Here is a 25,364-nt window from a genome sequence, read left to right as displayed (position 1 = left end):
CCGCCAGCGGCCCATCGGAGTCCGGTATGAAAGTCCTTGTGATTGGCGGCGGCGGCCGTGAACACGCCATGGCCTGGAAGCTTTCGCAGTCTCCCAAGGTCACGAAGGTCTATGTGGCGCCGGGCAACGGCGGCACGGCCCTGAACCCCAAGCTGGAGAACGTGGCCATCACCGATGTGCGCGAACTGCGCGCCTGGGCGCACGACCAGAAGATCGCGCTGACCGTGGTCGGCCCCGAGGCGCCTCTGGCCGCCGGCGTGGTGGACGAATTCCGCGCGCACGGGCTGCGCATCTTCGGCCCCACGAAGGCTGCCGCGCAGCTTGAAAGCTCCAAGGCGTTCTCCAAGGCCTTCATGCGCCGCCATGGCATTCCCACGGCGGACTACGACACGTTCACCGACCCGGCGGCGGCCCATGCCTTCGTGGAGCGGCTGGGCGCCCCGATCGTCATTAAGGCCGACGGCTTGGCGGCCGGCAAAGGCGTGGTGGTGGCCATGTCGCTGCAGGAGGCCCACGACGCGGTGGACTTCATGCTGGTGGACAACAAGTACGGCGTGACGCACAACGAAGGCGGCGCACGCGTCGTGATCGAAGCGTTCCTGCAGGGCGAGGAAGCCAGCTTCATCGTGCTGTGCGACGGCAAGAACGTCACCGCCCTGGCGACCAGCCAGGACCACAAGCGCCTGAAGGACGGCGACCAGGGCCCCAACACCGGTGGCATGGGTGCGTATTCGCCTGCGCCCGTGGTGACTGCCGACGTGCACGCCCGGGCCATGCGCGAGATCATCCTGCCTACCATCCGTGGCATGGAAAAGGATGGCATTCCGTACACGGGCTTCCTGTACGCCGGCCTGATGATCGATTCGACCGGCCACCCCAAGACGCTGGAGTTCAACTGCCGCATGGGTGACCCCGAGACCCAGCCGATCATCATGCGCCTCAAGAGCGATTTCGTCGATGTGCTGGGCGCCGCGGTGGACGGCAAGCTCGACCAGGTCGAATTGCAATGGGACCGCCGCACTGCGCTGGGCGTGGTGATGGCCGCGCACGGCTACCCGGAAGATCCGCGCAAGGGCGATGCGATCACGGGCCTGCCTGCGGACGCCGACGAAGCCATGGTGTTCCATGCCGGCACGGCGCTGAAGGACGGCGTGCCGCACACCACGGGCGGGCGCGTGCTGTGCGTGACGGTGCTGGCCGACAGCGTGAAGCAGGCGCAGCAGCGCGTGTACGACGTGGCCCGTGGCATCCATTTCGATGGCGCGCAGTACCGCCGCGACATCGGCCACCGTGCGGTGAAGAGCTGATGGCGGCACCCGCACCGGCGCCTGCCCTGAACGCGGCCGACACGGCCACCCGCGTGCGGACCTACCTGGAAGGGCTGCAGGCACGCATCACCTCGGCCCTGGAAGAGATCGAAGGGCCCGCGGCGCGCGGCGGTGGCCGGTTCCTAAACGATGCGTGGCGCAAGGCGCCGGGCGAACCGCTTCAGGGCGACGGCATCACCCGCATCCTGGAGGGCGGCCGCGTGTTCGAGCGCGCGGGCTGCGGCTTCTCGCACGTGCGGGGCGCCACGCTGCCGCCATCGGCCACGCAGCACCGGCCCGAGCTGGCCGGTGCGCCGTTCGAGGCCATGGGGGTATCGCTGGTGTTCCACCCGGTCAACCCCTATGTGCCGACGGTGCACATGAACGTGCGCATGATCGTGGCGGCTCCGGCCGAAGGCGCGCCGGTGTGCTGGTTCGGCGGTGGCATGGACCTCACGCCCTACTACGGTTTCGAGGAAGACGCGGTGCACTTTCACCGCGCCTGCCGCGATGCGCTCAACCCCTTCGGCGAGGGCCTGTACCTGCGTTTCAAGCGCTGGTGCGACGAGTACTTCTATCTCAAGCACCGCAACGAGCAGCGTGGCGTGGGCGGCATCTTCTTCGACGACTTTTCCGAGCTGGGCTTCGAGCGCAGCCTGGGCATGGTGCAGTCCGTGGGGGACGCGTTCTTGGGCGCCTACCTGCCCATCGTGCATCGGCGCCAGGCGATCCCGTTCGGTGATCGGCAGCGCGAGTTCCAGTGCTATCGGCGCGGTCGCTACGTGGAGTTCAACCTAGTGTGGGATCGGGGCACGCACTTCGGCCTGCAGTCGGGCGGGCGCACCGAATCGATCTTGCTGTCGATGCCGCCCATGGCGGGCTGGTCGTACCAGCGCCAGGAGGCTCCGGGCTCGCCCGAGGCCGAGCTCACGCGGCGCTTTCTGGTGCGGCGGGACTGGCTTTGACCCAGCCCGTGCGTTCGCAAAAAGGCCGAAAGCTATAATTTCAATAGCTGCCCGCGCTCATCCCATGAGCGCCCAAGGCCAAAAACACCCTTGATGTGCACGGGATGGCCGAATCGCCACCCGGGCCCGCCGCATTGGCCGATGCCCGGGTTGCACGCTAGTATTGGCCCATCCTTTTTAGACAAACGCCTGATGACCACCTCCTCCAAATCGGAATCCGCTGCCAAGAAAGACGTCACCAAGCTCCAGCGCGCCATCGTCGATGGACTGGAAGACGTCAAAGCGCAAGACATCCAGGTGTTCAACACCGAGCACCTCTCGCCGCTGTTCGAGCGCGTGATCGTGGCGTCGGGCACCTCCAACCGCCAGACCAAGGCGCTGGCGGCCAGCGTGCGCGATGCGGTGCGCGAAGCGGGCTTCGGCAAGCCCCGCATCGAGGGTGAGGACAACGGCGAGTGGATCATCGTAGACTGCGGCGCCGCCGTGGCGCACATCATGCAGCCGGCCATCCGCCAGTACTACCGCCTGGAAGAGATCTGGGGCGATACCCCCGTGCGCCTGAAGCTCGGCGCTGCCAAACCCAAGGCTGTGGAAGGCGCGGCAGGCACTGCCAAGAAAAAGCCCGCCGCCAAGAAGGCCGCCGCCGCTCCCGAACAACCCCCCCGCAAGCCCGGCGTGAGCAAGGTCGCCGCCAAGGCCCCCGCTGCGAAAGCCCCGGCCAAGACTGCTGCCAAGACGACCGGAAAGCCGGCCGGCCGTGGCGCCGTGAAGCAGGCCGCGCCTGCAAAGACGACCGCGAAAACGGCGGCCAAGACGACCGCCAAGCCGGTGGCCAAGGCGCCCATCAAGACCCTGGTGGTCAAGCCCATCGCCAAGAAGACGGCGGGCAAGCCCGCTGCCAAGAAGGCTCCGGGCCGCTCCACCGCCGCTGCGGCCCCCAAGGCGGCGCCCCGTGCTGGCACCGTGAAGACGGCGGCCAAGCAGCGCCCCGCCGCCAAGAAGTCGCCGACCCGCAGGGGCTGAACCAGCGCCTGAGCGATCGATGAAGTTGCTGATCGTGGCCGTGGGCCAGCGGGTGCCCGACTGGGCGCAGACGGCCTACGACGACTACGCCAAGCGGTTTCCTCCGGAACTGAAGGTCGAGCTCAAGGCGGTGAAGACCGAGCCGCGCGGCTCCAAGACGCTGGAGACGCTCTACGCCGCCGAGCGCGAGCGCATCGAGGCGGCCATACCCCGCGGCACCCGCGTGGTGGCGCTGGACGAGCGGGGCACGTCCCTCACCACCAAAGCACTCGCGGAGCGCCTCAAAGGCTGGCAATTGGGGGGCGACGACGTGGCCCTGGTCATCGGCGGGCCCGATGGCCTGGATCCCGCCTTTCGGCAGGCTGCGCACGAGCGCATACGGCTGTCCGACCTGACCTTGCCGCACGCCATGGTGCGGGTGCTGCTGATCGAGCAGCTTTACCGGGCGTGGTCGGTGAACGCGGGGCACCCCTACCACCGCGAATAAGCGGCTGACGGCGGTGTTGTCAGGCCTCGGCCAATTCTTCGGCCCGCGCAGCCGTTGCGCTGAGGGCGGCGGCGTGTCCTTGCGCCTGCAGGGCATAGGCGGGCGCGAACTCCATGGCCAGCAGGCTGAATGACAGCAGATCATGGTGCCGTCCGCTCCAGAATCCTGCACTGCGCAGCAGCCCTTCCCGCTGGAACATCCAGCGCTGCAGCATGCGGATCGATGGCAGGTTGTCGGGATGCACCGTGGCGCTGATGCGCATCAGCTGGAGATGAAGGAAGCACCAGTTCAGCACCCTGCCGATCGCTTCGTTCATGAAGCCAAGGCCCTGGTATGGCGCCGCCAGTTCATAGCCCAGTGCGGCGCTGAGCGTGGCGGCGTCGCATTGCGTGAAGTTGCATTGCCCGATCATGCCCGGCGCGTCCTTGCGCTCGATGGCCCAGCAGAATCCCGGAACGGGCCGCTGCGTCAATTGATCGGTCCAGTTCACGAAATCCATCGCGCCCTCCAGGTCATGGATCGCGTTGTAGCCGGCCCACTGCCTCGACTCCGCATCCGCATGCATGGCGAGCATGGCCGGGGCATCGGCCGCCACCATCTTGCGCAGCCTGAGCCGCGGTGTCTCCAATGTGGGAAAGAAGGTCATGCGCCATTCTTGAAAAGGCTGGCAGCGCAGGGCCGCCGGTTCCCGAAGCAGCCGACGGCGAACCGAAGCGGCGCAGCGAGAACGATCGGCTATCCTCGCGCCCCGTGCCGTCCTCTATTCCTTCCTTCATCTATCTCGCATCCCAAAGCCCGCGCCGCCGCCAACTGCTCGATCAGTTGGGGGTTCGCCATGAACTGCTGCTGCCCAATGCCGATGGCGATGTGGCGGAAGATGCAGAGGCCATCGAGGTGCCGCTGGCCAGCGAGCCGCCCGCCCGCTATGTGCAGCGCGTCACGGGGCTCAAGCTCGATGCGGCCGTCGCCCGCCGTGCCCGGCGCGGGTTGCCGGATGCGCCCATCCTTTGCTCGGACACCACGGTGGCCTGGGGCCGCACGATCTACGGCAAGCCCGAGGATGCCGCCGACGCGCGCCGCATGCTGGGCGAGTTGTCGGGGCGCACGCACCGCGTGCTCACGGCGGTGACCCTGCAGCACGGCGAAACGCGGTCGGTCGCGCTGTCGGTCTCTAAAGTGACCTTTGCCGCGCTCACTCCCGCCCAGATCGCGGCATATGTGGACAGCGGCGAGCCCATGGGCAAGGCCGGGGCGTATGGCATCCAGGGGCCCGCGGCGCAGTACGTGTCGCACCTGGCCGGCAGCTATACCGGCATCATGGGATTGCCCCTGTTCGAGACGGCGCAACTGCTGCGCTCGGCCGGCATGCTGCGCGACTGAATGCCGATGTGGGTTTGGTGAGCCCGCCATTCAGGCGGGTTTCAGGCATCATGGGTGGCCACTTTTTTCCGACCCCATGCAACAAGACATCCTGATCAACTGGTCCCCCCAAGAAACCCGCGTGGCGGTGGTCGAGCACGGCGCGGTGCAGGAACTGCACGTGGAACGCACCCTGGAGCGGGGCCTGGTGGGCAACGTGTATCTGGGCAAGGTCTCGCGCGTGCTGCCCGGCATGCAGTCGGCGTTCATCGACATCGGCTTGGAGCGCGCGGCGTTCCTGCACGTGGCGGACGTGTGGCACCGGCAGGAAGGCGGCGAGGCACCCATGTTCGCGCGCAAGGGCGAGCCACCGGTGCCGATCGAGAAACAGGTATTCGAAGGCCAGTCGCTCATGGTGCAGGTCATCAAGGACCCCATCGGCACCAAGGGCGCGCGCCTGTCCACGCAGATCAGCATCGCGGGACGGCTGTTGGTGTTTCTGCCCCAGGACGACCATGTGGGCGTGTCGCAGAAGATCCCCGCCGACGAGCGCGATGCCCTGCGCGGGCGGCTGCAGGCACTGGTGGGCGACAAGGCGTCGGGCGGCGGCGGCGGGTTCATCCTGCGCACCAATGGGGAGGACTCCACCGACGCCGAACTGGCCGAAGACATCGCCTACCTGCGCAAGACCTGGACGCGCATCAAGGATGCCTCGCTGCGTCTGCCACCCATGTCGCTGCTGCACCAGGACCTGAGCCTGCTGCAACGCGTGCTGCGCGATCTGGTGGGGGAGGAGACGGCCACCATCCGCATCGACTCGCGCGAACAGTTTTCCGCACTGCAGGCCTTCGGGCACGAGTTCATGCCGGCTGCAGCGCCCAAGCTGCAGTTGTACAAGGGCGAGCGACCCATCTTCGATCTGTATGGCATCGACGAGGAAATCGGCCGGGCCCTGGGCCGGCGCGTCGATCTGAAGTCGGGCGGCTACCTGATCGTGGACCAGACCGAAGCACTGACCACCATCGATGTGAACACGGGCGGTTATGTGGGCGCGCGCAATTTCGACGACACCATTTTCAAGACCAACCTGGAGGCGGCGCAGGCCATCGCACGGCAGTTGCGGCTGCGCAATCTAGGCGGCATCGTGATTGCGGACTTCATCGACATGGCGCGTGAAGACCACCAGCAGGCCGTGCTCGCGGAGTTCAAGAAGCAGCTCGCGCGCGACCGGGTCAAGACCATGGCCGGGGGCTTTTCGCAATTGGGCCTGGTCGAGATGACGCGCAAGCGCACCCGCGAATCCCTGGCCCACATGCTGTGCGAACCCTGCGAGCATTGCCAGGGCAAAGGCATTGTGAAGACCGCGCGCAGCGTGTGCTACGACATCCTGCGCGAAATCTTGCGCGAGGCGCGCCAGTTCAACCCGCGCGAGTTTCGCGTGGTCGCCTCGCCGCGCGTGGTGGAGCTGTTCCTCGACGAGGAGAGCCAGCACCTGGCGGGGCTGTCGGACTTCATCGGAAAGCCCATCTCGTTGCAGGCCGAAACGGCGGTGGGGCAGGAGCAGTACGACATCGTGCTGCTCTGAGAAGCGGGCTTGCCGCCCCAACCAGCCAACTTGCAATCCTTATCGGGGCGCGGTCAAGCGGCCCCTGGATCAGCCCCGGAAAACACAAGGGATCGGTAGCGCCATGGTGGATGCCGACGCCATAATAAACAATCCATCTGGATGGTTTGTATGTATGTCTGAAGCCCATAAACGCCTGAAACAACCCGAGTGGGTGCGAACCCAGTTGCTTGCCGTGGCAGCCGATCTGCTGGTGCAGGATGGCCCGGAAGCGGTCACTCTGGACGCCGTCGCGCACCGTGCCGGCGTGACCAAAGGCGGCTTGCAGCACCACTTTCGCACCAAGCAAACGCTGCTGGATGCGCTGTGCGATCAGTTGTTCGATGCATTCGACGTGTTCTACGCCGCGGCACTCGAATCCGAGCCCGAAGCTCCAGGGCGGCATGCGCGGGCCTACCTGAAGACCTGTTTCCAAGGCGGCCAGACTGCCGAAGAGCGCCTCACGCAGCGTGCCATTGCCTTGCTGGCTTTGGCGTTGCCGGCCTGCCGCGAGCGCTGGAGCGCCAAGATGCGCGTCCTGCTGGCCGAGGACCGTGCCGACCCCGCCGCCGCGGACCGATTGTTCCTGTGCCGCCTGGCGGCCGACGGCTTCTGGTTCGACCAGTTGCTGGATGTCTACGGCACGCCGCCAGACCGCAAGGATCGCCTTCTTTCCCTTCTGCTCGAAATCACCCAAGGAACCGTGCCATGACCGTGCATCCCAGCTATCTCATCTTGGGACTGGCCATCGCTTTGGAGGTGGTGGGCACCACCGCGCTCAAGGCGTCGGACGGATTCACTCGCCTGGTGCCCAGCCTGATCACCGGGGTGGCGTATGCCGCCTCTTTCTATGCACTCTCGCTGGCCTTGAAGACGATTCCGGTGGGGGTCGCCTATGCCATCTGGTCGGGCGTTGGCATTGTGCTGATTTCGGTGGTGGGCTGGGTGGTGTTTCGGCAGCGGCTCGATGCGCCGGCGATGGTCGGCCTGGGGCTGATCATCGCGGGGGTGCTGGTGGTCAATCTCTTTTCCAAGAGCACGGGGCATTGAATCGTGATGGCCCGTTCCGACATGGATTCCGCGCTTTTCAGCGACCAGTTTTTTTCGCGCGGTGCGCTGGTGGCAGCCCTCGCAGGCCCGCATGGCCCGCTGGCGTTCGAGCACTGCCGGTTCGACGGAGAAGACCTTTCCGGCCTGGACCTGGGCGGTGCCCGGTTCCTGGATTGCACCTTCGCCGAGATCCGCTTCGAGAAAGCGATGCTGGCGGATTCGCGCTGGCTCGATTGCAAGGCGCGGCAAGCGGATTTCAGCTTGGCCGATCTGTCCGGCGCCCGGCTGTGCAGCAGTGATTTCAACAACACGCGTTGGACCGGCACCAAGCTGGCGGGCGTGCTGTTCACCGAGGCCAAGCTGACGGGGGCGCATTTCAATCAAGCGAGCACCTTGGGGCTGGAGTTTCACCAGTGCCGACTGGTGGGCGCGGACCTGCGCGGCCTTTCGTTCCGCAAGCGCAGCCTGGAGCAATTGGATCTGTCCGAAGCCGACCTGGCTGGATGCGATTTCCGCGACGCGGTCTTCGAAGGCGGCAGCCTGCGGGATGCGAACCTGAAGAATGCACGCTTCGATGGCGCGGACATGCGCTCGGTGGACCTGGGCGGCCTGACGGTGACCACCGTGGCCCAATCGTTCAAGGGTGCGATGCTGTCGATGGATCAGGCCGCTGCACTCATCGGTGGCCTTGGCGTCCGCGTGGGCTGAAAGGGCGCAGGGCGGGCCATCAGCGCTTTTGGCAAGCCATCGAATGCGCGCCAGCCTCCTGGTCGCGCCTTGCCTGTGGAACTGGCTTGCCGACTGAATTCGCTGGTTTTCGCGCGGCAGGACATTCACGGACGGCGCATGCCACTCAACGCGGGCAGCCGCCACGGGGGCCGGTGCATGGCAGTGGACCCGGCTGAATGCCCCTGGCGTGGCGGTGGTGCAAAAAAGCCATGAGCCCTGCCGTGCCAGCGGCTGCCAGGAGCAGCAGCGCCACATAGACGCCAAGCGCATGTTCGAACGCCACGGTGTCGTTCCATGAACGTGCGATGCCGAGAAACGAGGCGTACAGCCACGAGATTGAAGACACGGTGGCAAACACGGTCAGCAGCAGCACCCGGCCCAGAGGCCACTGCAGGAAGACCGTGCCCTGCTGCATGTGCGGAAATGCGAAATGGTGCATGAGCATTCCGCTCAGCGTCAACACGCACACGGTGAGCACCTTCATCCAGAGTTTCTCGTTGGCCAGATACCCGGGGTACTGTGCTTGGCCGACGTAGAGAAAGCCCAGCCCGGTCAACCACAGCACGCCCAACGCCACCGTCATCGTTCGCTTGGTATGGAGCAGGTTCTCCCACTGCTGCGCTGAAATCGGGCGGTGGACGGAGCGCAGAAACCGGAAGTCATACTCCAGCATCTTTCCCACGGCAACGGCCATGGCGAGCAGGTGAACGAAGACGAGCGCATTCTTGAGGAGCATGGCGTGACGCACGGGGCGCCTTGAGAGGTGTCGCAGCGTGAGTGCCCCAACGGTCCGTCTTTGGGTGCCTGCAGGTCCACAGAATTTGCAAAGGACACCTGACGGCTTCCATCAGCCCACTTGGGCGCGGCGTCCCATCGCGCCCCATGGCGCCTTTGCTGATGCCCTGTCGCACAGGGCCGGCTTTTCTCGACTGGCTGCGCGACGCGTTGGCGGGTCAACCAGAATGATCGCCCTTTGTGATCAGAGCTTGCGCAGCCGCTGCAGTGCCTGGCGCAGCGTGTCGTCCTGCTTCGCAAAGCAAAACCGCACCACGCGCTGGTCGAATCCGTCGCCATAGAAAGCCGACAGCGGGATCGCCGCCACGCCCACCTCGCGGGTCAGCCACTGGCAGAAGTCGGACTCGTTCAGATCGCTCACCGCCGAGATGTCCACACACTGGAAGTAGCTTCCCGTGCTGGGCAGCAACCGAAGGCGCGAGCCTTCCAGCCCCTGGCGGAACAGATCGCGCTTGGCCTGGTAGAAAGCGGGCAATTGCAGGTAGGGCGCCGGGTCCTGCAGATAGGCCGTCAGGCCGTGCTGCATCGGAGTGTTCACGGTGAACACGTTGAACTGGTGCACTTTGCGAAACTCCGCCGTCAGCGCGGCCGGGGCCGCGACGGTGCCGACCTTCCAGCCGGTGACATGGAAGGTCTTGCCGAAGCTCGACACGATGAACGCGCGTGCTGCCAGGCCGGGAAAGCGTGCCGCGCTCTCGTGCTGCGCGCCGTCGAACACCATGTGCTCGTACACCTCGTCGCTGATGAGCAGCACATCAGTGGGAGCGAGCAGTTCTTCCAGCGTGCGCATGTCCTCGGCCGTCCAGATGGTGGCGCTGGGGTTGTGCGGGCTGTTGATGATGAGCGCGCGCGTGCGCGGCGTGATGGCCGCGGCGATCTTGCCGAAATCGGGCCGGAAACTGCCCGGCGTGAGCGGCACCCGCACCACCATGCCGCCTGCCAGTTCCACATTGGGTGCGTAGCTGTCGTAGCAGGGGTCGAGCACGATCACTTCGTCACCCGCATGCACCGTCGCCAGGATGGCGGTCAGGATCGCCTGCGTGGCGCCAGCGGTGATGGTGATTTCCGTGTTGGCGTCATACCGGCGGGCATGGAGCGCTTCTATCTTGGCAGCCACGGCTTCGCGCAGCGCAGGCACGCCTGCCATGGGCGGGTACTGGTTGTGCCCGGCGCGCATGGCGCGGTCCACGGCATCGATCAGCGCCGGGTCGCAGTGGAAATCCGGAAAGCCCTGGCCCAGGTTCACGGCGCCATGCTCGGCCGCCAGGGCCGACATCACCGTGAAGATGGTGGTGCCCACCTGGGGCAGTTTGCTGGGAAAGGCGGGTGTGCGCAGTGCGATGTCGGTGGAAGTCATGGCGCGAGGGGCTGGCTGGAAAGACGGTCTGGGAAAAAAGCGGGTTCGATGCGGAGCGAAAGTCGCTCGGTATGCGGGCGGTGGGTTCAGAGTTCGTAATCGTTCACGTGGCCGGTCATGGCCCGGGCGATGAGTTCGCGGTTCAGGCGGTCGCTCAGCAGCTCGGCGAACTTGTAGACGAAGTTGCGCAGGTAGGCGCCACGCTTGAACGCCACGCGTGCCACGCTCTGGCCGAAGAGGTGACCCACGGGCCGCACCACCAAGTCGCCCAGCGGGTCGTCGCGCATCGCCATCTCGGCCACGATGCCGATGCCCAGGCCCAGGCGCACGTAGGTCTTGATCACGTCGGAGTCGATGGCCTCCAGCACGATGCGCGGCTGCAGCTTGCGGGCGGCGAACGCCTGGTCGATCTTGCCCCGGCCGGTGAACGACGGGTGGTAGGTGATGAGGGCTTCGTGCGCGATGTCGTCCAGGCCCAGGCGCTCCTTTTGCGCCAGCGGATGGGCGGTGGGCATCACCAGCACATGCTGCCATTCATAGCAGGGCAGGGTGACCAGATCGGGATAGTCGGCCAGCGACTCCGTGGCCATGCCGATCTCGGCCACCTCGTCGATCACCATGCGCGCCACCTCGTGCGGCGTGGCCTGGTGCAGGCTGATGTTCACCTTGGGATACGCTTCACGCAGCTTGGCCACGGGCAGGGGCAGCACGTAGCGCGCCTGCGTGTGGGTGGTGGCGATGCTGAGGGTGCCGCTGTCCTGCGCACTGAACTGCTCGCCGATGCGCTTGAGGTTGCCGACCTCGCGCATGATCAACTCGATGCTCTTGAGCACGTGCTGGCCCGGCTCGGTGATGCGTTTGAGCCGCTTGCCGTGGCGCGCGAAGATGTCCACGCCCAATTCCTCTTCCAGTTCGATGATGGCCTTGGACACGCCGGGCTGCGAGGTGTGCAGCGCCTTGGCGGCTTCGGTCAGGTTGAGGTTGCGGCGCGCGGCTTCCTGAACGAAGCGGAATTGGTGCAGATTCATATCGTATCGCTGCTAAAGAAGGCGATCATTATGCTGCAGCCGTCTAAGGAAGAACAGCGGCTGTCCAATTTTTGAAAGGGCCCGGGTGGCGTCAGTCATGCCACCTTCCCGCCTGGATGTCCGCGTCAGGCCGAGCCGGCGATCTCCGCCATCAATGCGGTCATGCGCGGGTCCTCACCGATGGCGCCCTGGACTTCGAACTGCACGTCGGGGTGCGTGGCGCGCAGGGTCTGTACCAAGAGCGGAAGGTCCTCGCGGGCGTGCTTGCCCGTGCCCAGGAACATCGGCACCACCGTCACATGATCGGCACCTTCGTCCACCAGCGACTGCACGGCCTCCGTGAGGTCGGGCGTGTTCAATTCGAGATAGGCGCAGCGCACCCGCAGTTCGGGGCGATGCTGCTGCAGGTGGACCTGGACCGCCTCCATCGGGGCGCGCCACAGCGGGTCGCGCGAACCATGGGCGAACAGCACGACGCCTCGGGGTGGAGTAGCAGTCAACGCGTGCGCTCCTTGGGTCACCGGCGCAGCACCAGCCAGCCGAAGGCGGCCAGCGAAAGCACCGAATAGATCAGCCCCGGCGCCGCCGCAGTGAGCCAGGGCGACCAGTTCTGCAGGTTGCCCGCATAGCCGAAGACGTTGTTCAGCAGGAAGAAGCTGATGCCAGCCATCACCCCGCCGAACACGTAGCCCGCGATGCCGCCGGAGCGGAAATGCAGGTAGGCGAACGGCAGCGACAGCACCACCATCACCAGGCAGCTGAGCGGGTAGAACACCTTGCGCCAGAACTCGATCTCATAGCGCTGCGCCGACTGGCCGTTGGCCTCCAGATGGCGGATGTACTGGAACAGGTCGATGGTCGCCATGCGGTCGGGCTTGAGCAGCGCCGCGGACACCATGTCGGCGCTGATGCGCGTGGGCCAGCGCAGTTCGGCCTCCTGCAGGCGCTCCACCCGCGCCTCCGCCTCGCCGCTGCGATGGAACACGCTGCGCTTGACCTGTTTCAGCTCCCATTGGTCGCTGCCGACCGTGCCGCTGGCGGCCTGCAGGGTGGAGGCCACCCGGCCGTCCGCATCGAATTCGAACACGCGGATGTTGAGCATGCCGCCATCGGGGCTGAGCGCACGCACGTTCACCGCCATTGAATGGGTGCCCTGGCGCTCCTTGAGCCAGGCGCCCGTCGCGCCGGTGGTCAGTTGCCCCAAGTGCCGCGCCTTGACCAGCTGCGCCGCGCGGTCGGTCATCGGTGCGATGTAATCGCCGACGGCGAAGGTCAGCATGACGAACCCCAGGCCCAGCACCAGCAGCGTGCGCAGCGCGCGCCAGGGCCCCAGGCCGCTGGTGCGCATGATGGTGAACTCCGAGCTTTGCGCCAGCCGCGCCATCACGAAGATCGTGCCGATCAGCACCGTGATCGGCAGCAGCTCGTAGAGGTGGCTGGGAATGCTGAGCGCGACGAACAGCATGGCATGGGACAGCTGGTAGCCGTCCGGCCCCGTGCGGCCCACCCAACGCAGTTCATCGACCATGTCGAAGAAAAAGAACAGCGCGAGAAAGCCCAGCGTGACGAAAGCCACGGCCGACAGGGCTTCGCGGTAGATCAGGCGGCGGATGGTTTTCATGCGCGGCCTCCGCGGCGCCACAGCATGCTGGGCGACCAGCGATGGTGGCGCGCCGTCAGCAGCGCCAGGCCCAGGGCCAGCGTGCCCCCGTGCAGCAGCAGCATGAACGGCACCACGCCGAGCCGTCCGGAACTGATCCAGCTTTGTCCCAGGGTCATGAGGTTGTAGTAGACGACGAAGGCGAACAGCGCCAGCACCAGGCTGCTGCTGCGACCGGCGCGGGGGTTCACGCTGGCCAGCGCGAGCCCCATCACCACGAAATTGAGGGCGGCCACCGCCAGGCCGAAACGCCAGCCCAGTTCGGCGCGGAAGGCCGGCTCGGCCGAGGCCAGCAGGGCAGGGGTGGAGATGGTCTTGACGGCCTGTTCATCCTGCGCGCCCGGGGGCGCCGATCCGATGCGCGTGCCGTACTCGATGAACTCGCTCACCTTGAGCCCGGGCTTGTCCACGGTGGTCTCCAGGCGCTGGCCGTCGCTCAGCAGCACCATGCGCTCGCCGTTTCGCGTCTCCAGCCGGGCGCTGCGGGCGGATGTCACGGTCTCGCGGCCGCGCTCGGTCGAGGCGATGAAAACGTTGCTGGCCTGTTCGTTGTCCGGGCTTTCGCGGTCGATGAAGAACACGCGGCTGCCGTTGGCGGACTCCTGGAATTCACCGGGCGCGATGCGGTCCACGTCCCCGCGCTGTTCGTACTGCACCTTGAGGGCCTGGATCTGCTGGTTGGCCCAGGGCCAGATCACCAGGGCCAGGGTGGCGATGACCAACATCACGGGCCAGGCAAAGCGCAGCAGCGGGGTGAGCAGGTTGATGAGCCCGCGGCCGCTGGCGAACCAGATCACCATCTCGCTGTCGCGGTACATGCGCGAGAGCGTTCCGACCACGGCCACGAACAGGCTCAGGCTCAGGATGGTGGGCAACTGCCCGAGCACGGTGAAGCCCATGACGAGCATCACGTCGGAGGGATTGACGCTGCCGCGCGAGGCCTGGCCGAGCGTGCGGATCAGCATCATGGTCATGACCACGGTGACCAGCACCACCAGGGTCGCGCCGAAGCTGCGCGCCAGCTCCTTGCGAATGGATGAATCGAATAACATTGGCTCGAAGGAAAACACCGATTATGAACTTCGATCTGAAGACCCTGAGCCTTGACGGCGCCGCCGCCGAGAAATGCGACCTGCTGGCCATCGTGGTGGCCGACGGCGCGAAACCCGCCGGCGGTGCGTTGCCCAGCCTGATCGCCCATGCCCTCAAAAACGGCGACTTCGACACCAAGGCCGGCAAGAGCCTGCAGCTTTACCAGATGCCCGCCGTGGCTGCACGCCGCGTGGTGCTGCTGGGCGGTGGCGACGGCTCCGCGCGCGCCACGCGCCAGGCCATCCTAGCTGCGGCCTCTTTGCTCAAATCCCCCCAGGTCAAGCGCGCTGCGGTGTGCTTTGCCGCGCCCCCCGCCAGCGGGGCCGTCTGCGCCGCCGTGCAGGCGCTGGCCGAAGCCACCTACATCTACACCGCCACCAAATCCAAGACCGAGCCCCGCGTGCTGTCGCGCGTGGTGGTCGGCGTGGCGGACGCCGCTGCGGCCAAGTCCGAGTTCGCGCGTGGCGCAGCGTTGGTGTCGGGCATCGAATACGCCCGTGAATGGGCCAACCGCCCGGCCAACCATGCCACGCCCACGCTGCTGGCAGGCGCCGCGAAGGCCCTGGCCAAGTTCCCGTTCATCCAGTGCAAGGTCATGGGCCCCGCCGAAGCCGCCAAGCTGGGCATGGGTGCCTTCCTGGCGGTGGCGCGCGGCTCCGAAGAGCCGCTGCGCTTCATCGAGCTGCGCTATGACGGCGGCGCCCGCGGGCAGGCGCCCACGGTGCTGATCGGCAAGGGCATCACCTTCGACACGGGCGGCATCTCGATCAAGCCCGCGGCCGAGATGGACGAGATGAAGTTCGACATGGGCGGCGCCGCCAGTGTGCTGGGCGTGTTCCGCGCACTGGCCGAGCTCAAGCCCTCCATCAACGTGGTGGGCCTCATTCCCGCGTGCGAGAACATGCCCGATGGCCGTGCGGTCAAGCCCGGCGACGTGGTCACCAGCATGAGCGGCCAGACCATCGAAGTGCTGAACACCGATGCCGAAGGCCGGCTGGTGCTGTGCGATGCCATCACCTACGCGGCGCGCTTCAAGCCGGCGGCCATGGTGGACATCGCCACCCTGACCGGTGCTTGCGTGGTCGCGTTGGGCGGCCTACGCAGCGGCCTGTTCGCCACCGACGACGCGCTCGCGCAGAGCCTGCAGGCGGCTGGTGACGCGGCGCTCGACCCCTGCTGGCGCATGCCGCTGGACGACGAATACGGCGACGGGCTCAAGAGCAACTTCGCCGACATGGGGAACGTGGCGGGGCGGGCTGGCGGCGCCATCACGGCAGCCAAGTTCCTGCAGCGTTTCGTGGGCGACACGCCCTGGGCGCATCTGGACATCGCCGGCACGGCCTGGAAGGGCGGTGCCGCCAAGGGCGCCACGGGCCGGCCGGTCGGCCTCCTGGTGCAATACCTGCTCGATGCGGCCGCGCAACCCCGGGCCAAGGCGCCTGCCCGCAAGCCGGCGGCCAAGGCCGCGCGCGCGCCGCGCGTGTCGGCCCGCTGATCGCGCCGACCGGCTGGCCATGACGGAAATCGCCTTCCACTTCAATGCGCCGGACAAGCTGGCCTATGCCTGCCGCTTCGCGCGCAAGGTGCTGCGCAGCGATACCCGGCTGGTCATTACGGGGCCGGAGTCCGCGCTCGACGGCCTGGACCGCGCGCTCTGGGCGATGGCCCCGCAGGATTTCGTGGCCCACTGCAACGAGCGCGACGGTGAAGACCTGCGCGAGGCCTCGCCCGTGCTGCTGGCGCAGGACCTGCGCCTGGCGACCCACCACGAGGTGCTGCTGAACCTGGGCGGTGCGGTGCCGCCAGGTTTCGAGCGGTTCGGCAAGCTGGTGGAAGTGGTGAGCGCGCACGATGAGGCCGACCGCAGCGGTGCGCGCGACCGGTGGCGCCACTATGCGTCGCGCGGCTACCAGATCGTGCGGCACGACCTCGTGCTGAAAGGCGCGTGATGTCTTCCCCACCCAAGGCACCCCCCAGATTTGTGCCCACGCTCACCGATGTGGTGCAGCTTTCGGACGGCGTACCCGGCGTGGGGCAGCCGGGCTCCGCGATGCACGGTTCTCCGGCCCCCGCAGCGCCTGCGGTTTCGCCTTCGTTCCCGAAGCCCCCGGTGGTCGCCGGTTTGCCGCCCCGGCCGGTGCTGTCCCCTGTCGTGGCGCCGTCCATGGCGCCGTCCATGGCGCGGCCCGTGGTGCCGCCCGCTGCGCCGGTAGCGCCCCGCGCCGCGGTGCCTTCGCCGATGGACTTCGGGCGGTCGGCGGAAGGCCTCAAGGACATCGAAGAGGTGGTGATCCACCGTGTCATGCAGCGGGTGGACGTGGTGCTGGATCAGCGGCTGCGCGAGGCGATCGCCACCGTCGTCCTGGAGCAGACGCGCTCCATCGTGCCCCGGTTGCGCGAAGAGGTGGAGTCGGTGGTGCGCCATGCGGTGTACGAAGCCGTGGCCGAAGAGCTGGCCGGACACGCCGGAACGCCCCCCGTTTGACCTCTGCTGCAGGTGCGTTGGGTCAGTGACAGGGTATTCCCCTGTGGTTTCTGCCGCATGTCATCGTGTTCCCTAGTGATCTGGCCCATAAATTGCGATATGTTTCCGGCGTTGAGACACAACAATACTTCTCAGCGCTCACCCCTTAATGGAGATTCATATGCAACTGAAGTTGAAACTGACCGTGGTTGCCGCTATCGCGGCTTTTGCCGGCGCGGCCTCTGCACAAGAGCAGGTGGTCAAGATCGGTCACGTGGGACCGGTCTCCGGCCCACAAGCTCACTACGGCAAGGACAACGAAAACGGCGCCCGCATGGCAGTTGAAGAACTGAATGCCCAAGGTGTCACGATTGGCGGCAAGAAGATCAAGTTCGAACTGCAGGCGGAAGACGACGCTGCAGATCCGAAGCAAGGCACCGCCGCCGCACAGAAGCTGTGCGATGCGAAGGTTGCTGGCGTGGTGGGCCATCTGAATTCCGGCACGACCATCCCTGCCTCCAAGGTGTACAACGACTGCGGCATTCCGCACGTCACCGGCGCCGCCACCAACCCCAACCTGACCAAGCCAGGCTACAAGACGACGTTCCGCATCATCGCCAACGACAACGCCCTGGGCGCTGGCCTGGCGTTCTACGCGGCCGACACGCTGAAGCTCAAGACCGTGGCCATCGTCGATGACCGCACGGCCTACGGCCAGGGCGTTGCCGACGTGTTCAAGAAGACGGCGGCTGCCAAGGGCATGAAGGTCGTGGACGAGCAGTTCACGACCGACAAGGCCACCGACTTCATGGCCATCCTGACGGCCATCAAGTCCAAGAACCCCGATGCGGTGTTCTACGGCGGCATGGACCCCCAAGCCGGCCCGATGCTGCGCCAGATGGAACAGCTGGGCATGGGCAACGTGAAGTACTTCGGTGGCGACGGCATCTGTACCGCTGAAGTGGCCAAGCTGGCTGCCGGCGCCAAGACGCTGAACAACGTGGTCTGCGCCGAAGGCGGCGCTTCGCTGGCCAAGATGCCTGGCGGCACCGCATGGCGCGCCAAGTACGACGCCAAGTACCCCAACCAGTTCCAGGTGTACAGCCCCTACACCTACGACGCCACCATGCTGCTGGTCGATGCCATGAAGCGTGCCAACTCGTGGGATCCGAAGGTCTACATCCCTGAACTGCAAAAGTCCAACTACAAGGGCGTGACGGCCAACATCGCCTTCGAACCCAATGGCGAACTGAAGAACCCCGCCATTACCCTTTACGTGTACAAGGACGGCAAGAAGACGCCTCTGAACTGAGCGCGCAGCGGCACCGCCGGTTGAAAGACCGGTGGTCCACGCCAAGCAAAAGGCCTCCGGTTCGGAGGCCTTTTTTCCATGGTGCGGCCGAAACGGGCCGCGCTCGATTCCGGTGTGGCCGGGGGATGGGCGCTTCAGCGCCGGACCTGCAGCGCGCCCGGGTTCACGATGTTGGTGGGCGTGCCCCGGATGTAGTTGACGACGTTGTCGAACGCGGCCCCGAAGTACAGCTCGTAGCTGTCCTGCTCCACGTAGCCGATGTGCGGCGTGCAGATGCAGTTCTCCAGCCGCAGCAGGGCATGGCCCTGCAGGATGGGCTCACTCTCGAACACGTCCACGGCCGCCATGCCGGGGCGGCCGCGGTTCAGCGCAGCGATGAGCGCATCGGCCTCGATCAGTTCGGCGCGCGAGGTGTTCACCAGCAGCGCGGTGGGCTTCATGCACGACAGGTCTTCCAGCCGGATGATTCCGCGCGTCTCGTCGTTCAGGCGCAGGTGCAGCGAGATCACGTCGCACTGGGCGAAGAACTCCTCGCGCGTGGTCGCCACCTGCAGCCCGTCGCTCAGGGCCTGGGCGCGCGAGGCCTCGCGGCCCCACACCCGCACGTTCATGCCGAAGGCCCGGCCGTAGCCGGCGACGATCTGCCCGATGCGCCCATAGCCCCACAGGCCCAGCGTCTTGCCCCGCAGCACGGTGCCGACGCCGAAGTTGGGCGGCATCGACGCCGCGCGCAGGCCCGACTGCTGCCAGGCGCCATGCTTGAGGTTGGAGATGTACTGGGGCAGGCGGCGCATCGCGGCCATGATGAGCGCCCAGGTCAGTTCAGCCGGCGCCACCGGCGATCCCACGCCTTCGGCCACCGCGATGCCGCGCTCGGTGCAGGCCGTCACGTCCACGTGCGGGCCGATCTTGCCGGTCTGCGCGATGAGTTTGAGGCGCGGCAGCTTCTCGACCAGCTGGCGCGAGATGTGGGTGCGTTCGCGCACCAGTACGATGATGTCCGCGTCCTTCAGGCGCACCGAAAGCTGGCCCAGCCCCTTGACGGTGTTGGTGTACACCTTGGCGTTGTAGGGGTCCAGGCGTGCGGCGCAATGCAGCTTGCGCACTGCGTCCTGGTAGTCGTCGAGAATGACAATGTTCATGTTGTCCGTAAAACCCGCAAGCTGCGGGCAGGGCCTGTGGGAGGGCCCTGCCGCAGAAATCGAAAGAATCGTGCCGCGCGGCCTGCCGGGCCCGGGCGGTGCCGGCGGGGCAGGGCGCTTGGCCCAGCCGCACATTGTCGTTGATGCGCGCGGCCGCGTCGCCGCGCGAGCCCGCTCAAAGCGCCGGTGCGGGACACGCGGTTACAAAAGTCTCCATCCTGGCACCATTGCCGTCCCTCGGCGGGCCATGGGCAGACCGAGTCGCCCACGCGACCGGCTGTAGGGGGCATCCCCGATGCCGGGCCCAGGGCAGGTCACTAGGCTGCAAGCGAAAGGAACCGAATCGCCCATGCCTGCCCACCACGCCTTCTGGCCCCGCCGCCTGCCGCACGCGCTCACGCCGCCCGCCACCTCCCTCTGGGACAACCTGGCGATCAGCGCCCGCCGCTACCCGGACAAGCCGGCGCTGGTGTTCTTCGGGCGCACGCTGACCTACCGCACGCTCGCCGACGGCGCCGAGCGGATGGCCGCGCACCTGCATGCCCTGGGCGTGCGGCAGGGCGACCGGGTGTTGCTGTGCATGCAGAACTGTCCGCAACTGGTGCTGGCGCACTTCGCCATCCTGCGGGCCAATGCGGTGGTCGTGCCGGTCAACCCGATGAACCGGGCGCAGGAACTCACCCACTACATCACCGACCCCGACGCACGCGTGGCCATCACCACGGCCGACCTGGCCCCTGAACTGGTCCAGGCCAGCGATGGGCTGGTGCCGGGCGCCGGCCTGGCCCACATTGTGGTGACGCAGTTCACCGATGCGTTCTCGCCCGAGGGGGCCGGCGCCGACGCGATTCCGCCGGCGTGGCGCGACTGGCTCTGCACCCGCCACCCGCTGCCGGTCCTGGCCGGCGGCCAGGTGCATGCCTGGACGGATGCGCTGGCCTGCACGGCGCCCGCCCCGGATCTCACGGTCGGGCCCGAAGACCTGGCCGTGCTGCCCTACACCAGCGGCACCACCGGCCTGCCCAAGGGCTGCATGCACCCGCACCGCAGCCTCATGCACAACGCGGTGGCCAGCAGCCTGTGGGGCACCGCCACGCCCGAGAGCGTGACGCTGGCCGTCGTGCCCATGTTCCACATCACCGGCATGGTCAGCGTGATGCACTCCTGCATCTACGTGGGGGCCACCCTGGTGCTCATGCCGCGCTGGGACCGGGACCTGGCCGGGCGGCTCATCTCCCGCTACCGCGTGAGCAACTGGACCAACATTCCCACGATGGTGATCGACCTCATGGGCAGCCCGAACTTCGGCCAGTACGACCTGTCCAGCCTGGTGTACATCGGCGGTGGCGGCGCGGCCATGCCGCAGGCGGTGGCGCAGCGGCTGTTCGAGCAGTACGGCCTGCGCTACACCGAGGGCTACGGCCTCACCGAGACCGCCGCGCCGTCGCACACCAACCCGCCGGACCACCCCAAGCAGCAGTGCCTGGGCATTCCGTTCATCAGCACCGATGCCCGCATCATCGACCCCGACACGCTGCAGGAGCTGCCCGCCGGCGAGCAGGGCGAGATCGTGATCCACGGCCCGGGCGTTTTCAGCGGCTACTGGAAGCTGCCAGGGCCCACGGCCTCGGCCTTCATCGACCTGGACGACAAGCGGTTCTTCCGCTCGGGCGATCTGGGGCGGGTGGACGACGAAGGGTATTTCTTCCTGACCGACCGGCTCAAGCGGATGATCAACGCCAGCGGCTTCAAGGTCTGGCCGGCCGAGGTGGAGGCGCTCATGTTCCGCCACCCTGCCATTCAGGAGGCCTGCATCATCGCCGCGCGCGACAGCTACCGCGGCGAAACGGTCAAGGCCGTGGTGGTGCTACGACAGGAGCACCTCGGGCAGGTGACCGGCGAGGACATCATCGCCTGGTGCCGCGACCACATGGCGGTGTACAAGGTGCCCCGAGTGGTGCAACTGGTGGACGCGCTGCCCAAGAGCGGCAGCGGCAAGGTGATGTGGCGGGCCTTGCAGGAGGCCGAGCTGGCCAGCCCTGCTGCCGCCTGATGGGCAGCGCCGCGCCGCTCACTGCGCCGCGTGCGCGGCAATGAGCTCCGCCAGGTCCCGCTCCAGCAGGGCGGGGTCACCCAGCTGGAGCTCGATCACGCGGCGCAGGTGGGTCACGCTGTCCAGGTCCATCGTGCGGCACTGCAGGCCGGCATGCGGGCCTTCGATGTGCACGATGTCGCCGGTCATGGCGATGTGGTCGTTGTCGGCCGACAAGGCAATCACCAACTGGCACGGCGCGCCGGCTGGCAGTTGGGCGGCGGCGGGCTCCGTACCCAGGGCGAGCAGCGCGCCTTGCAGCGACAGGTCCAGCACTTGCACGTCGAACGTGCCCAGGCCGGTGGTGAGCAGCGCGGGTGCATCGAAAGCCACACGGACGTAGTGGCGGCGTTCATGGGGCATGGCGGATTCCTGGAATGGCGAAGGCCCCGCCATGCTACTGCACGGTTGTGATGCCGCCAGCGGATGGCTGGCACTTTTGCAGCAGGTTCCAGGGGCAGGCCGGGTTAAGCTTGGCCGCCTATGGCGCACATCACCTTCTCCCCTCCGTACCTGCCACCGGCCCAAGTGGCAAGCCATCTGCGCAGCGCCGGTTATGCCGTGCTGCGGCCTGCCGACACCGCGGCGTGGATCGGTTGCCCGCTGGGCGAGCTCCAGGCGCTGCACGCCGACTGGAGCGGCCTGCCGCCCGATGAGTTCCTGAAGGACGGCGGGCGGTACCGCCGCCGCCGCCACGCGAGCTTCGTCGTCGATGGCGACAGCGTGCAGGCGGTGCCCCACCGCGCGCACTGGCAGCCGGTGGAATACAACGCGCTGCATGGCGGCATGCAGCGGATGTTCGCGCCGATGCTGGACACCACCGTGGCGCGCCCGGCCTGGCGGCAATTGATCGCCGCGCTGGCCCGCGTGTCGCAGCAGGCCCTGGCCACGCAGCCCGAGCGCTGGTTCGTCGAGGCGCACCAGTTTCGCATCGACACCACCGACGGCATCGGCCGGCCCACGCCGGAGGGTGCGCACCGCGACGGCGTGGACCTGGTGGCGGTTTTCCTCGTCGGCCGCGAGCGGGTCAAGGGCGGCGAGACGCGTATATTCGAAGCGTCCGGGCCCAGCGGGCAGCGCTTCACGCTCAGCGAGCCCTGGTCGCTGATGCTGCTGGACGATGCGCGCATGATCCACGAGACCACGCCCATCCAGCCGCTGGCCGACGGTGGGTTCCGCGACACGCTGGTCGTGACCTGCCGGCGCGGGGGCTTCCAGGACGCGCCGGCTTGAGGCCCATGACTTGATGCGGATCAACGGCCGGCCAACCGGTCGCCGCGACACTGGGGCCTGACGCGGGCAACGGATCGCGCAGGCGATCCCCCCGGCCCAGGCCCTGCCTGATCCATCAACCGAAGGAGAAGTAACCATGTTCAAGCACATCCTGATTCCCGTGGACGGCTCGCCGACCTCCATGACCGCGGTGTCCAAGGCCGCCGGCCTGGCCAAGGCGTTCGGTGCGGCCGTGACCGCCGTGTACGTGGTGGACCCGTACCCGTTCACGGGCGTGGGCGCGGACTTTGCCTATGGCCAGTCGCAGTACCTGAGCGCTGCCACGGCCGAGGCCAACGTGGCGCTGGACGGCGTCAAGAAGGCCATGCAGGAAGCCGGCGTGCCGGTGACAGCGGTGGTGGGCGAGGGCCATGCGGTGCACGACGGCATCCTGCGCGCTCTGGAGACCAGCCAGGCCGACCTGATCGTGATGGGCTCGCATGGCCGCCGCGGCCTGGAAAAGCTGGTGCTGGGCAGCGTGACGCAGCGCGTGCTGGGCGCGGTGCACGTGCCCGTGCTGGTAGTGCGCGACTGATCGCCAGTCGATGTCATGGGGGCCGGCGTTGACCCGGCCCTCAAAGCAAAACGGCTCCCTCGGGAGCCGTTTTGCATGGGGCGCGTTGCCTGCAGGCAGCAGGGGGCACAAGGCCCCGTGCCGTGCCTATTCGATCTTCGCGCCGGAGGCTTCCACGATGCCCTTCCACTTCGCGTAGTCGGTCTTGAGCAGCGTGGAGAACTGCGCGGCCGACAGCGACTCGGGCTCGGCGCCCTGCGCCTGGATGGCGGCCTGCATCTCCGGCGAGGCCAGCAGCTTGTTGACCTCGGCGTTCACCGTCGTCACCACGCTGGCGGGCGTGCCGGCCGGCGCGAAGATGCCGTACCACGAACTCACGTCGAAGCCCTTGTAGCCCGACTCGGCCACGGTGGGCACGTCGGGCAGCGACGAGCTGCGCTTGGCCGAGGTGACGGCCAGCGGGCGCAGCTTGCCCGACTTGATCTGGCCCATCGCCGAGGGCACGGAGGACACCAGCAGGTCCACGTTGCCCGCCAGCGCGTCCATCAGCGCGGGGTTGGAGCCCTTGTACGGAATGTGGCTCAGCTTGATGCCCGCGGCCTTCTCGAACAGGTCGCCGGCCAGGTGGATGGTGGTGCCGTTGCCGGGCGAGCCGTAGGTGATCTTGCCGGGTTCGGCGCGGGCGGCGGCCACCACGTCGGCCAGGGTCTTGAAGCGGGAGTTGGCGCCGGTGGCGATGATCACCGGCGTGTAGGCCACGTGGGCCACGGCGACCAGGTCCTTGGTCGGGTCCCAGGGCAGGTTCTTGTAGAGCCAGGGCGCGACGACCAGGTTGTCCTTCTGGCCCATCACCAGGTCGTAGCCGGTGGGGGCTGCCTTCACGGCTTCGGTGATGCCGATGGTGCCGCCGGCGCCCGCGCGGTTGTCGGGCACCACGGTCCACTTGGTCACCTCGGTCAGCTTGGTGGCCACCAGGCGCGAGAGGATGTCGGTGCCGCCGCCGGGCGGGAAGGGCACGATCAGGCGCACCGGCTTGGTGGGGTACGTGGCAGCGGGCGGGGGCGTCTGCGCCTGGGCGGTGGCGCCCAGCGCCAGGGCGAGCGCGGTGAAGGAAAGCAGGCTGCGGATCATCGGTCGTGTCTCCATTTTTTGCGGGGGAAGTTCAAGCCAGTCGATGCAAGGCAAAAATGGCCTTCAGCGCAATATTATCTAGGGCATATTGCTATTGAAAGCATAGCGTTTGCACGGGGGTGGCCCTCAGGCGTCGCGCACGTCGGCCACGGGCATTTCGCCGAAGTCGGCACGCTCCAGCCAGGCCAGCACGCGCGCCGCCGCATCGGCGGGCGAGGTGAGCTGGCCGCCCGCCTTGAGGTTGGCGAAGTTCTGCACGTCAGGGAAGTCGGCGGCGCTCGCATCGCGCAAGTGGGCCTGCATGTCGGTGTCGATCACGCCGGGCGCGAGCGAGCACACCTTGGCGCCGTTCGGCTTGGCGGCTTCGTCCAGCGCCAGGCAGCGGGTGAAGTGGTCCATGCCCGCCTTGGCGGCGCAATAGGCGGCCTGCGAGGCCATCGCGCGGCGCCCCAGGCCCGAGGAGATGTTCAGCACCTTGCGCGGCACCGGCCAGTTCTCGGTGGCGCCCAGGAAGGCGCCGCTCAGCTGCATCGGGGCCTCCAGCCCGACGCGCAGCGCGTGCGCCAGGTCGGCCGGGTCGCTGCCCGAGAGCGGTGCGATGCGCGGCACCACGCCGGCGTTGTTGATGAGGGTGGCGCTGGCGTACTCGCCGGCCGGCACGTTGGCCAGCCAGGTGCGCAGGCGGGCCGCGGCGTGCAGGCCCTGGGACAGGTCCTGCTCCCACTGCTCGAGCGTGGCACCGGCCTGGGTGGCTTCGGCGGCCAGTTCGGGATGGACGTTGCGTGAGAGGGTGAGCAGCGCGTGGCCGGGCTGCAGCAGCTGGCGGGCCATCGCCAGGCCCATGCCGCGCGAGGCGCCGGTCAAGATCGTGAGGTGTTTTGGCATCCGGCGATGGTACTGCGTGGTCCACGGTCGTGGCCGGCGGGGGCTTCGGGCGCGCTCCGGTTTCCGTGGCTCAGTATGCTATTAAAAATATAGCACT

27 protein-coding genes are annotated in these 25,364 nt (G+C 67.3%); 16 read left to right on the top strand and 11 right to left on the bottom strand.

What is annotated here, in order from left to right; translation table 11 throughout:
* Positions 1 to 26: 26 nt before the first annotated feature.
* The 4 genes from purD to rlmH all read left to right on the top strand — a co-directional run bounded on the left by purD (position 27) and on the right by rlmH (position 3,782).
* Positions 27 to 1,307, top strand: a complete 1,281-nt coding sequence (gene purD / locus M5C96_RS13910; RefSeq protein ID WP_272563765.1) for a phosphoribosylamine--glycine ligase — start codon at positions 27 to 29, stop codon at positions 1,305 to 1,307.
* On the top strand, positions 1,307 to 2,272 hold the full coding sequence (gene hemF, locus M5C96_RS13905) for an oxygen-dependent coproporphyrinogen oxidase (RefSeq protein WP_272563764.1): 966 nt from the start codon (positions 1,307 to 1,309) through the stop codon (positions 2,270 to 2,272). Before purD ends, hemF begins: the two co-directional genes overlap by 1 nt.
* Before the next feature lie 192 nt (positions 2,273 to 2,464).
* Positions 2,465 to 3,295, top strand: a complete 831-nt coding sequence (gene rsfS, locus M5C96_RS13900; RefSeq protein ID WP_272563763.1) for a ribosome silencing factor — start codon at positions 2,465 to 2,467, stop codon at positions 3,293 to 3,295.
* A gap of 19 nt (positions 3,296 to 3,314) precedes the next feature.
* Positions 3,315 to 3,782, top strand: a complete 468-nt coding sequence (gene rlmH / locus M5C96_RS13895; RefSeq protein WP_054255308.1) for a 23S rRNA (pseudouridine(1915)-N(3))-methyltransferase RlmH — start codon at positions 3,315 to 3,317, stop codon at positions 3,780 to 3,782.
* A gap of 19 nt (positions 3,783 to 3,801) precedes the next feature.
* Here rlmH and M5C96_RS13890 read toward each other — a convergent pair whose 3' ends face one another.
* Positions 3,802 to 4,428, bottom strand: a complete 627-nt coding sequence (locus M5C96_RS13890) for a GNAT family N-acetyltransferase (protein ID WP_272563762.1) — start codon at positions 4,426 to 4,428, stop codon at positions 3,802 to 3,804.
* A gap of 116 nt (positions 4,429 to 4,544) precedes the next feature.
* Between M5C96_RS13890 and M5C96_RS13885 the strand changes: the two genes are divergently transcribed.
* The 5 genes from M5C96_RS13885 to M5C96_RS13865 all read left to right on the top strand — a co-directional run bounded on the left by M5C96_RS13885 (position 4,545) and on the right by M5C96_RS13865 (position 8,502).
* Positions 4,545 to 5,162: a Maf family protein gene (locus tag M5C96_RS13885; protein ID WP_272569716.1), complete on the top strand. Its 618-nt coding sequence runs from the start codon at positions 4,545 to 4,547 to the stop codon at positions 5,160 to 5,162.
* Between the two features lie 76 nt (positions 5,163 to 5,238).
* Positions 5,239 to 6,726 carry a ribonuclease G gene (rng, locus tag M5C96_RS13880; RefSeq protein ID WP_272563761.1) on the top strand — a complete coding sequence of 496 codons (1,488 nt, stop codon included), beginning with the start codon at positions 5,239 to 5,241 and terminating at the stop codon, positions 6,724 to 6,726.
* Between the two features lie 103 nt (positions 6,727 to 6,829).
* Positions 6,830 to 7,456, top strand: coding sequence for a TetR/AcrR family transcriptional regulator (locus M5C96_RS13875; protein ID WP_272563760.1), 627 nt, complete (start codon positions 6,830 to 6,832; stop codon positions 7,454 to 7,456).
* Complete coding sequence (locus tag M5C96_RS13870) at positions 7,453 to 7,794, top strand: SMR family transporter (protein WP_272563759.1); 342 nt, start codon at positions 7,453 to 7,455, stop codon at positions 7,792 to 7,794. The genes M5C96_RS13875 and M5C96_RS13870 overlap by 4 nt, the downstream gene beginning before the upstream one ends.
* Positions 7,795 to 7,800: 6 nt before the next feature.
* The gene (locus tag M5C96_RS13865) at positions 7,801 to 8,502 is read left to right on the top strand and encodes a pentapeptide repeat-containing protein (RefSeq protein ID WP_272563758.1); all 702 of its coding nucleotides are present in this window, start codon (positions 7,801 to 7,803) and stop codon (positions 8,500 to 8,502) included.
* Between the two features lie 145 nt (positions 8,503 to 8,647).
* Here the strand turns inward: M5C96_RS13865 and M5C96_RS13860 are convergent, their stop codons facing one another.
* The 6 genes from M5C96_RS13860 to lptF all read right to left on the bottom strand — a co-directional run bounded on the left by M5C96_RS13860 (position 8,648) and on the right by lptF (position 14,415).
* Complete coding sequence (locus M5C96_RS13860; RefSeq protein ID WP_272563757.1) at positions 8,648 to 9,271, bottom strand: hypothetical protein; 624 nt, start codon at positions 9,269 to 9,271, stop codon at positions 8,648 to 8,650.
* Positions 9,272 to 9,502: 231 nt separating this feature from the next.
* Entirely contained in the window at positions 9,503 to 10,675 is a 1,173-nt protein-coding gene (locus M5C96_RS13855; protein WP_272563756.1) for a pyridoxal phosphate-dependent aminotransferase, read from the bottom strand.
* An 86-nt stretch (positions 10,676 to 10,761) separates the two neighbouring features.
* Positions 10,762 to 11,703: a CysB family HTH-type transcriptional regulator gene (locus tag M5C96_RS13850; protein WP_092743937.1), complete on the bottom strand. Its 942-nt coding sequence runs from the start codon at positions 11,701 to 11,703 to the stop codon at positions 10,762 to 10,764.
* Positions 11,704 to 11,828: 125 nt separating this feature from the next.
* A complete protein-coding gene (locus tag M5C96_RS13845; protein WP_272569715.1) occupies positions 11,829 to 12,131 on the bottom strand; it encodes a sirohydrochlorin chelatase in 303 nt (100 codons plus the stop codon).
* A gap of 89 nt (positions 12,132 to 12,220) precedes the next feature.
* Entirely contained in the window at positions 12,221 to 13,324 is a 1,104-nt protein-coding gene (lptG, locus tag M5C96_RS13840; RefSeq protein WP_272563755.1) for an LPS export ABC transporter permease LptG, read from the bottom strand.
* On the bottom strand, positions 13,321 to 14,415 hold the full coding sequence (lptF, locus tag M5C96_RS13835) for an LPS export ABC transporter permease LptF (protein WP_272563754.1): 1,095 nt from the start codon (positions 14,413 to 14,415) through the stop codon (positions 13,321 to 13,323). The genes lptG and lptF overlap by 4 nt, the downstream gene beginning before the upstream one ends.
* Before the next feature lie 23 nt (positions 14,416 to 14,438).
* On the opposite strand from lptF, the gene M5C96_RS13830 reads away from it, so the two are divergent.
* The 4 genes from M5C96_RS13830 to M5C96_RS13815 all read left to right on the top strand — a co-directional run bounded on the left by M5C96_RS13830 (position 14,439) and on the right by M5C96_RS13815 (position 18,231).
* Positions 14,439 to 15,950 carry a leucyl aminopeptidase gene (locus M5C96_RS13830; protein WP_272563753.1) on the top strand — a complete coding sequence of 504 codons (1,512 nt, stop codon included), beginning with the start codon at positions 14,439 to 14,441 and terminating at the stop codon, positions 15,948 to 15,950.
* Positions 15,951 to 15,969: 19 nt separating this feature from the next.
* Entirely contained in the window at positions 15,970 to 16,404 is a 435-nt protein-coding gene (locus tag M5C96_RS13825) for a DNA polymerase III subunit chi (RefSeq protein WP_272563752.1), read from the top strand.
* Positions 16,404 to 16,940, top strand: a complete 537-nt coding sequence (locus M5C96_RS13820) for a hypothetical protein (RefSeq protein ID WP_272563751.1) — start codon at positions 16,404 to 16,406, stop codon at positions 16,938 to 16,940. The genes M5C96_RS13825 and M5C96_RS13820 overlap by 1 nt, the downstream gene beginning before the upstream one ends.
* Before the next feature lie 160 nt (positions 16,941 to 17,100).
* The gene (locus tag M5C96_RS13815) at positions 17,101 to 18,231 is read left to right on the top strand and encodes a branched-chain amino acid ABC transporter substrate-binding protein (RefSeq protein ID WP_272563750.1); all 1,131 of its coding nucleotides are present in this window, start codon (positions 17,101 to 17,103) and stop codon (positions 18,229 to 18,231) included.
* A 134-nt stretch (positions 18,232 to 18,365) separates the two neighbouring features.
* On the opposite strand, the gene M5C96_RS13810 is transcribed toward M5C96_RS13815, so the two are convergent.
* The gene (locus M5C96_RS13810; RefSeq protein WP_272563749.1) at positions 18,366 to 19,373 is read right to left on the bottom strand and encodes a D-2-hydroxyacid dehydrogenase family protein; all 1,008 of its coding nucleotides are present in this window, start codon (positions 19,371 to 19,373) and stop codon (positions 18,366 to 18,368) included.
* Between the two features lie 349 nt (positions 19,374 to 19,722).
* On the opposite strand from M5C96_RS13810, the gene M5C96_RS13805 reads away from it, so the two are divergent.
* Positions 19,723 to 21,426: a long-chain fatty acid--CoA ligase gene (locus tag M5C96_RS13805; protein ID WP_272563748.1), complete on the top strand. Its 1,704-nt coding sequence runs from the start codon at positions 19,723 to 19,725 to the stop codon at positions 21,424 to 21,426.
* A gap of 18 nt (positions 21,427 to 21,444) precedes the next feature.
* Here M5C96_RS13805 and M5C96_RS13800 read toward each other — a convergent pair whose 3' ends face one another.
* Positions 21,445 to 21,828, bottom strand: coding sequence for a PilZ domain-containing protein (locus M5C96_RS13800; RefSeq protein ID WP_272563747.1), 384 nt, complete (start codon positions 21,826 to 21,828; stop codon positions 21,445 to 21,447).
* 120 nt (positions 21,829 to 21,948) lie between these two features.
* On the opposite strand from M5C96_RS13800, the gene M5C96_RS13795 reads away from it, so the two are divergent.
* Both M5C96_RS13795 and M5C96_RS13790 read left to right on the top strand, forming a co-directional pair.
* Positions 21,949 to 22,698 (top strand): 2OG-Fe dioxygenase family protein, encoded by a 750-nt coding sequence (locus M5C96_RS13795; protein ID WP_272563746.1) that lies wholly within the window; start codon positions 21,949 to 21,951, stop codon positions 22,696 to 22,698.
* A 136-nt stretch (positions 22,699 to 22,834) separates the two neighbouring features.
* A complete protein-coding gene (locus tag M5C96_RS13790) occupies positions 22,835 to 23,272 on the top strand; it encodes a universal stress protein (RefSeq protein ID WP_272552433.1) in 438 nt (145 codons plus the stop codon).
* A gap of 126 nt (positions 23,273 to 23,398) precedes the next feature.
* On the opposite strand, the gene M5C96_RS13785 is transcribed toward M5C96_RS13790, so the two are convergent.
* On the bottom strand, positions 23,399 to 24,382 hold the full coding sequence (locus M5C96_RS13785; RefSeq protein WP_272563745.1) for a Bug family tripartite tricarboxylate transporter substrate binding protein: 984 nt from the start codon (positions 24,380 to 24,382) through the stop codon (positions 23,399 to 23,401).
* 126 nt (positions 24,383 to 24,508) lie between these two features.
* Positions 24,509 to 25,267, bottom strand: coding sequence for an SDR family NAD(P)-dependent oxidoreductase (locus M5C96_RS13780; RefSeq protein ID WP_272563744.1), 759 nt, complete (start codon positions 25,265 to 25,267; stop codon positions 24,509 to 24,511).
* Positions 25,268 to 25,364 lie beyond the last annotated feature (97 nt).

Origin of the sequence: Acidovorax sp. GBBC 1281, assembly GCF_028473645.1 — a bacterium.
Lineage (GTDB): Bacteria > Pseudomonadota > Gammaproteobacteria > Burkholderiales > Burkholderiaceae_C > Paracidovorax.
Note: the sequence above shows the minus strand (reverse complement) of the source record. Positions and strands in the feature narration are given on the sequence as shown.

Excerpts from the sequence above, each read along its gene's own strand:
- purD (WP_272563765.1), top strand. The coding sequence starts at position 27 with ATGAAAGTCCTTGTGATTGGCGGCGGCGGCCGTGAACACGCCATGGCC.
- hemF (WP_272563764.1), top strand. The coding sequence starts at position 1,307 with ATGGCGGCACCCGCACCGGCGCCTGCCCTGAACGCGGCCGACACGGCC.
- rsfS (WP_272563763.1), top strand. The coding sequence starts at position 2,465 with ATGACCACCTCCTCCAAATCGGAATCCGCTGCCAAGAAAGACGTCACC.
- rlmH (WP_054255308.1), top strand. The coding sequence starts at position 3,315 with ATGAAGTTGCTGATCGTGGCCGTGGGCCAGCGGGTGCCCGACTGGGCG.
- M5C96_RS13890 (WP_272563762.1), bottom strand. The coding sequence starts at position 4,428 with ATGACCTTCTTTCCCACATTGGAGACACCGCGGCTCAGGCTGCGCAAG.
- rng (WP_272563761.1), top strand. The coding sequence starts at position 5,239 with ATGCAACAAGACATCCTGATCAACTGGTCCCCCCAAGAAACCCGCGTG.
- M5C96_RS13875 (WP_272563760.1), top strand. The coding sequence starts at position 6,830 with ATGGTGGATGCCGACGCCATAATAAACAATCCATCTGGATGGTTTGTA.
- M5C96_RS13870 (WP_272563759.1), top strand. The coding sequence starts at position 7,453 with ATGACCGTGCATCCCAGCTATCTCATCTTGGGACTGGCCATCGCTTTG.
- M5C96_RS13865 (WP_272563758.1), top strand. The coding sequence starts at position 7,801 with ATGGCCCGTTCCGACATGGATTCCGCGCTTTTCAGCGACCAGTTTTTT.
- M5C96_RS13855 (WP_272563756.1), bottom strand. The coding sequence starts at position 10,675 with ATGACTTCCACCGACATCGCACTGCGCACACCCGCCTTTCCCAGCAAA.
- M5C96_RS13850 (WP_092743937.1), bottom strand. The coding sequence starts at position 11,703 with ATGAATCTGCACCAATTCCGCTTCGTTCAGGAAGCCGCGCGCCGCAAC.
- M5C96_RS13845 (WP_272569715.1), bottom strand. The coding sequence starts at position 12,131 with ATGGAGGCGGTCCAGGTCCACCTGCAGCAGCATCGCCCCGAACTGCGG.
- lptG (WP_272563755.1), bottom strand. The coding sequence starts at position 13,324 with ATGAAAACCATCCGCCGCCTGATCTACCGCGAAGCCCTGTCGGCCGTG.
- lptF (WP_272563754.1), bottom strand. The coding sequence starts at position 14,415 with ATGTTATTCGATTCATCCATTCGCAAGGAGCTGGCGCGCAGCTTCGGC.
- M5C96_RS13830 (WP_272563753.1), top strand. The coding sequence starts at position 14,439 with ATGAACTTCGATCTGAAGACCCTGAGCCTTGACGGCGCCGCCGCCGAG.
- M5C96_RS13825 (WP_272563752.1), top strand. The coding sequence starts at position 15,970 with ATGACGGAAATCGCCTTCCACTTCAATGCGCCGGACAAGCTGGCCTAT.
- M5C96_RS13820 (WP_272563751.1), top strand. The coding sequence starts at position 16,404 with ATGTCTTCCCCACCCAAGGCACCCCCCAGATTTGTGCCCACGCTCACC.
- M5C96_RS13815 (WP_272563750.1), top strand. The coding sequence starts at position 17,101 with ATGCAACTGAAGTTGAAACTGACCGTGGTTGCCGCTATCGCGGCTTTT.
- M5C96_RS13810 (WP_272563749.1), bottom strand. The coding sequence starts at position 19,373 with ATGAACATTGTCATTCTCGACGACTACCAGGACGCAGTGCGCAAGCTG.
- M5C96_RS13805 (WP_272563748.1), top strand. The coding sequence starts at position 19,723 with ATGCCTGCCCACCACGCCTTCTGGCCCCGCCGCCTGCCGCACGCGCTC.
- M5C96_RS13800 (WP_272563747.1), bottom strand. The coding sequence starts at position 21,828 with ATGCCCCATGAACGCCGCCACTACGTCCGTGTGGCTTTCGATGCACCC.
- M5C96_RS13795 (WP_272563746.1), top strand. The coding sequence starts at position 21,949 with ATGGCGCACATCACCTTCTCCCCTCCGTACCTGCCACCGGCCCAAGTG.
- M5C96_RS13790 (WP_272552433.1), top strand. The coding sequence starts at position 22,835 with ATGTTCAAGCACATCCTGATTCCCGTGGACGGCTCGCCGACCTCCATG.
- M5C96_RS13785 (WP_272563745.1), bottom strand. The coding sequence starts at position 24,382 with ATGATCCGCAGCCTGCTTTCCTTCACCGCGCTCGCCCTGGCGCTGGGC.
- M5C96_RS13780 (WP_272563744.1), bottom strand. The coding sequence starts at position 25,267 with ATGCCAAAACACCTCACGATCTTGACCGGCGCCTCGCGCGGCATGGGC.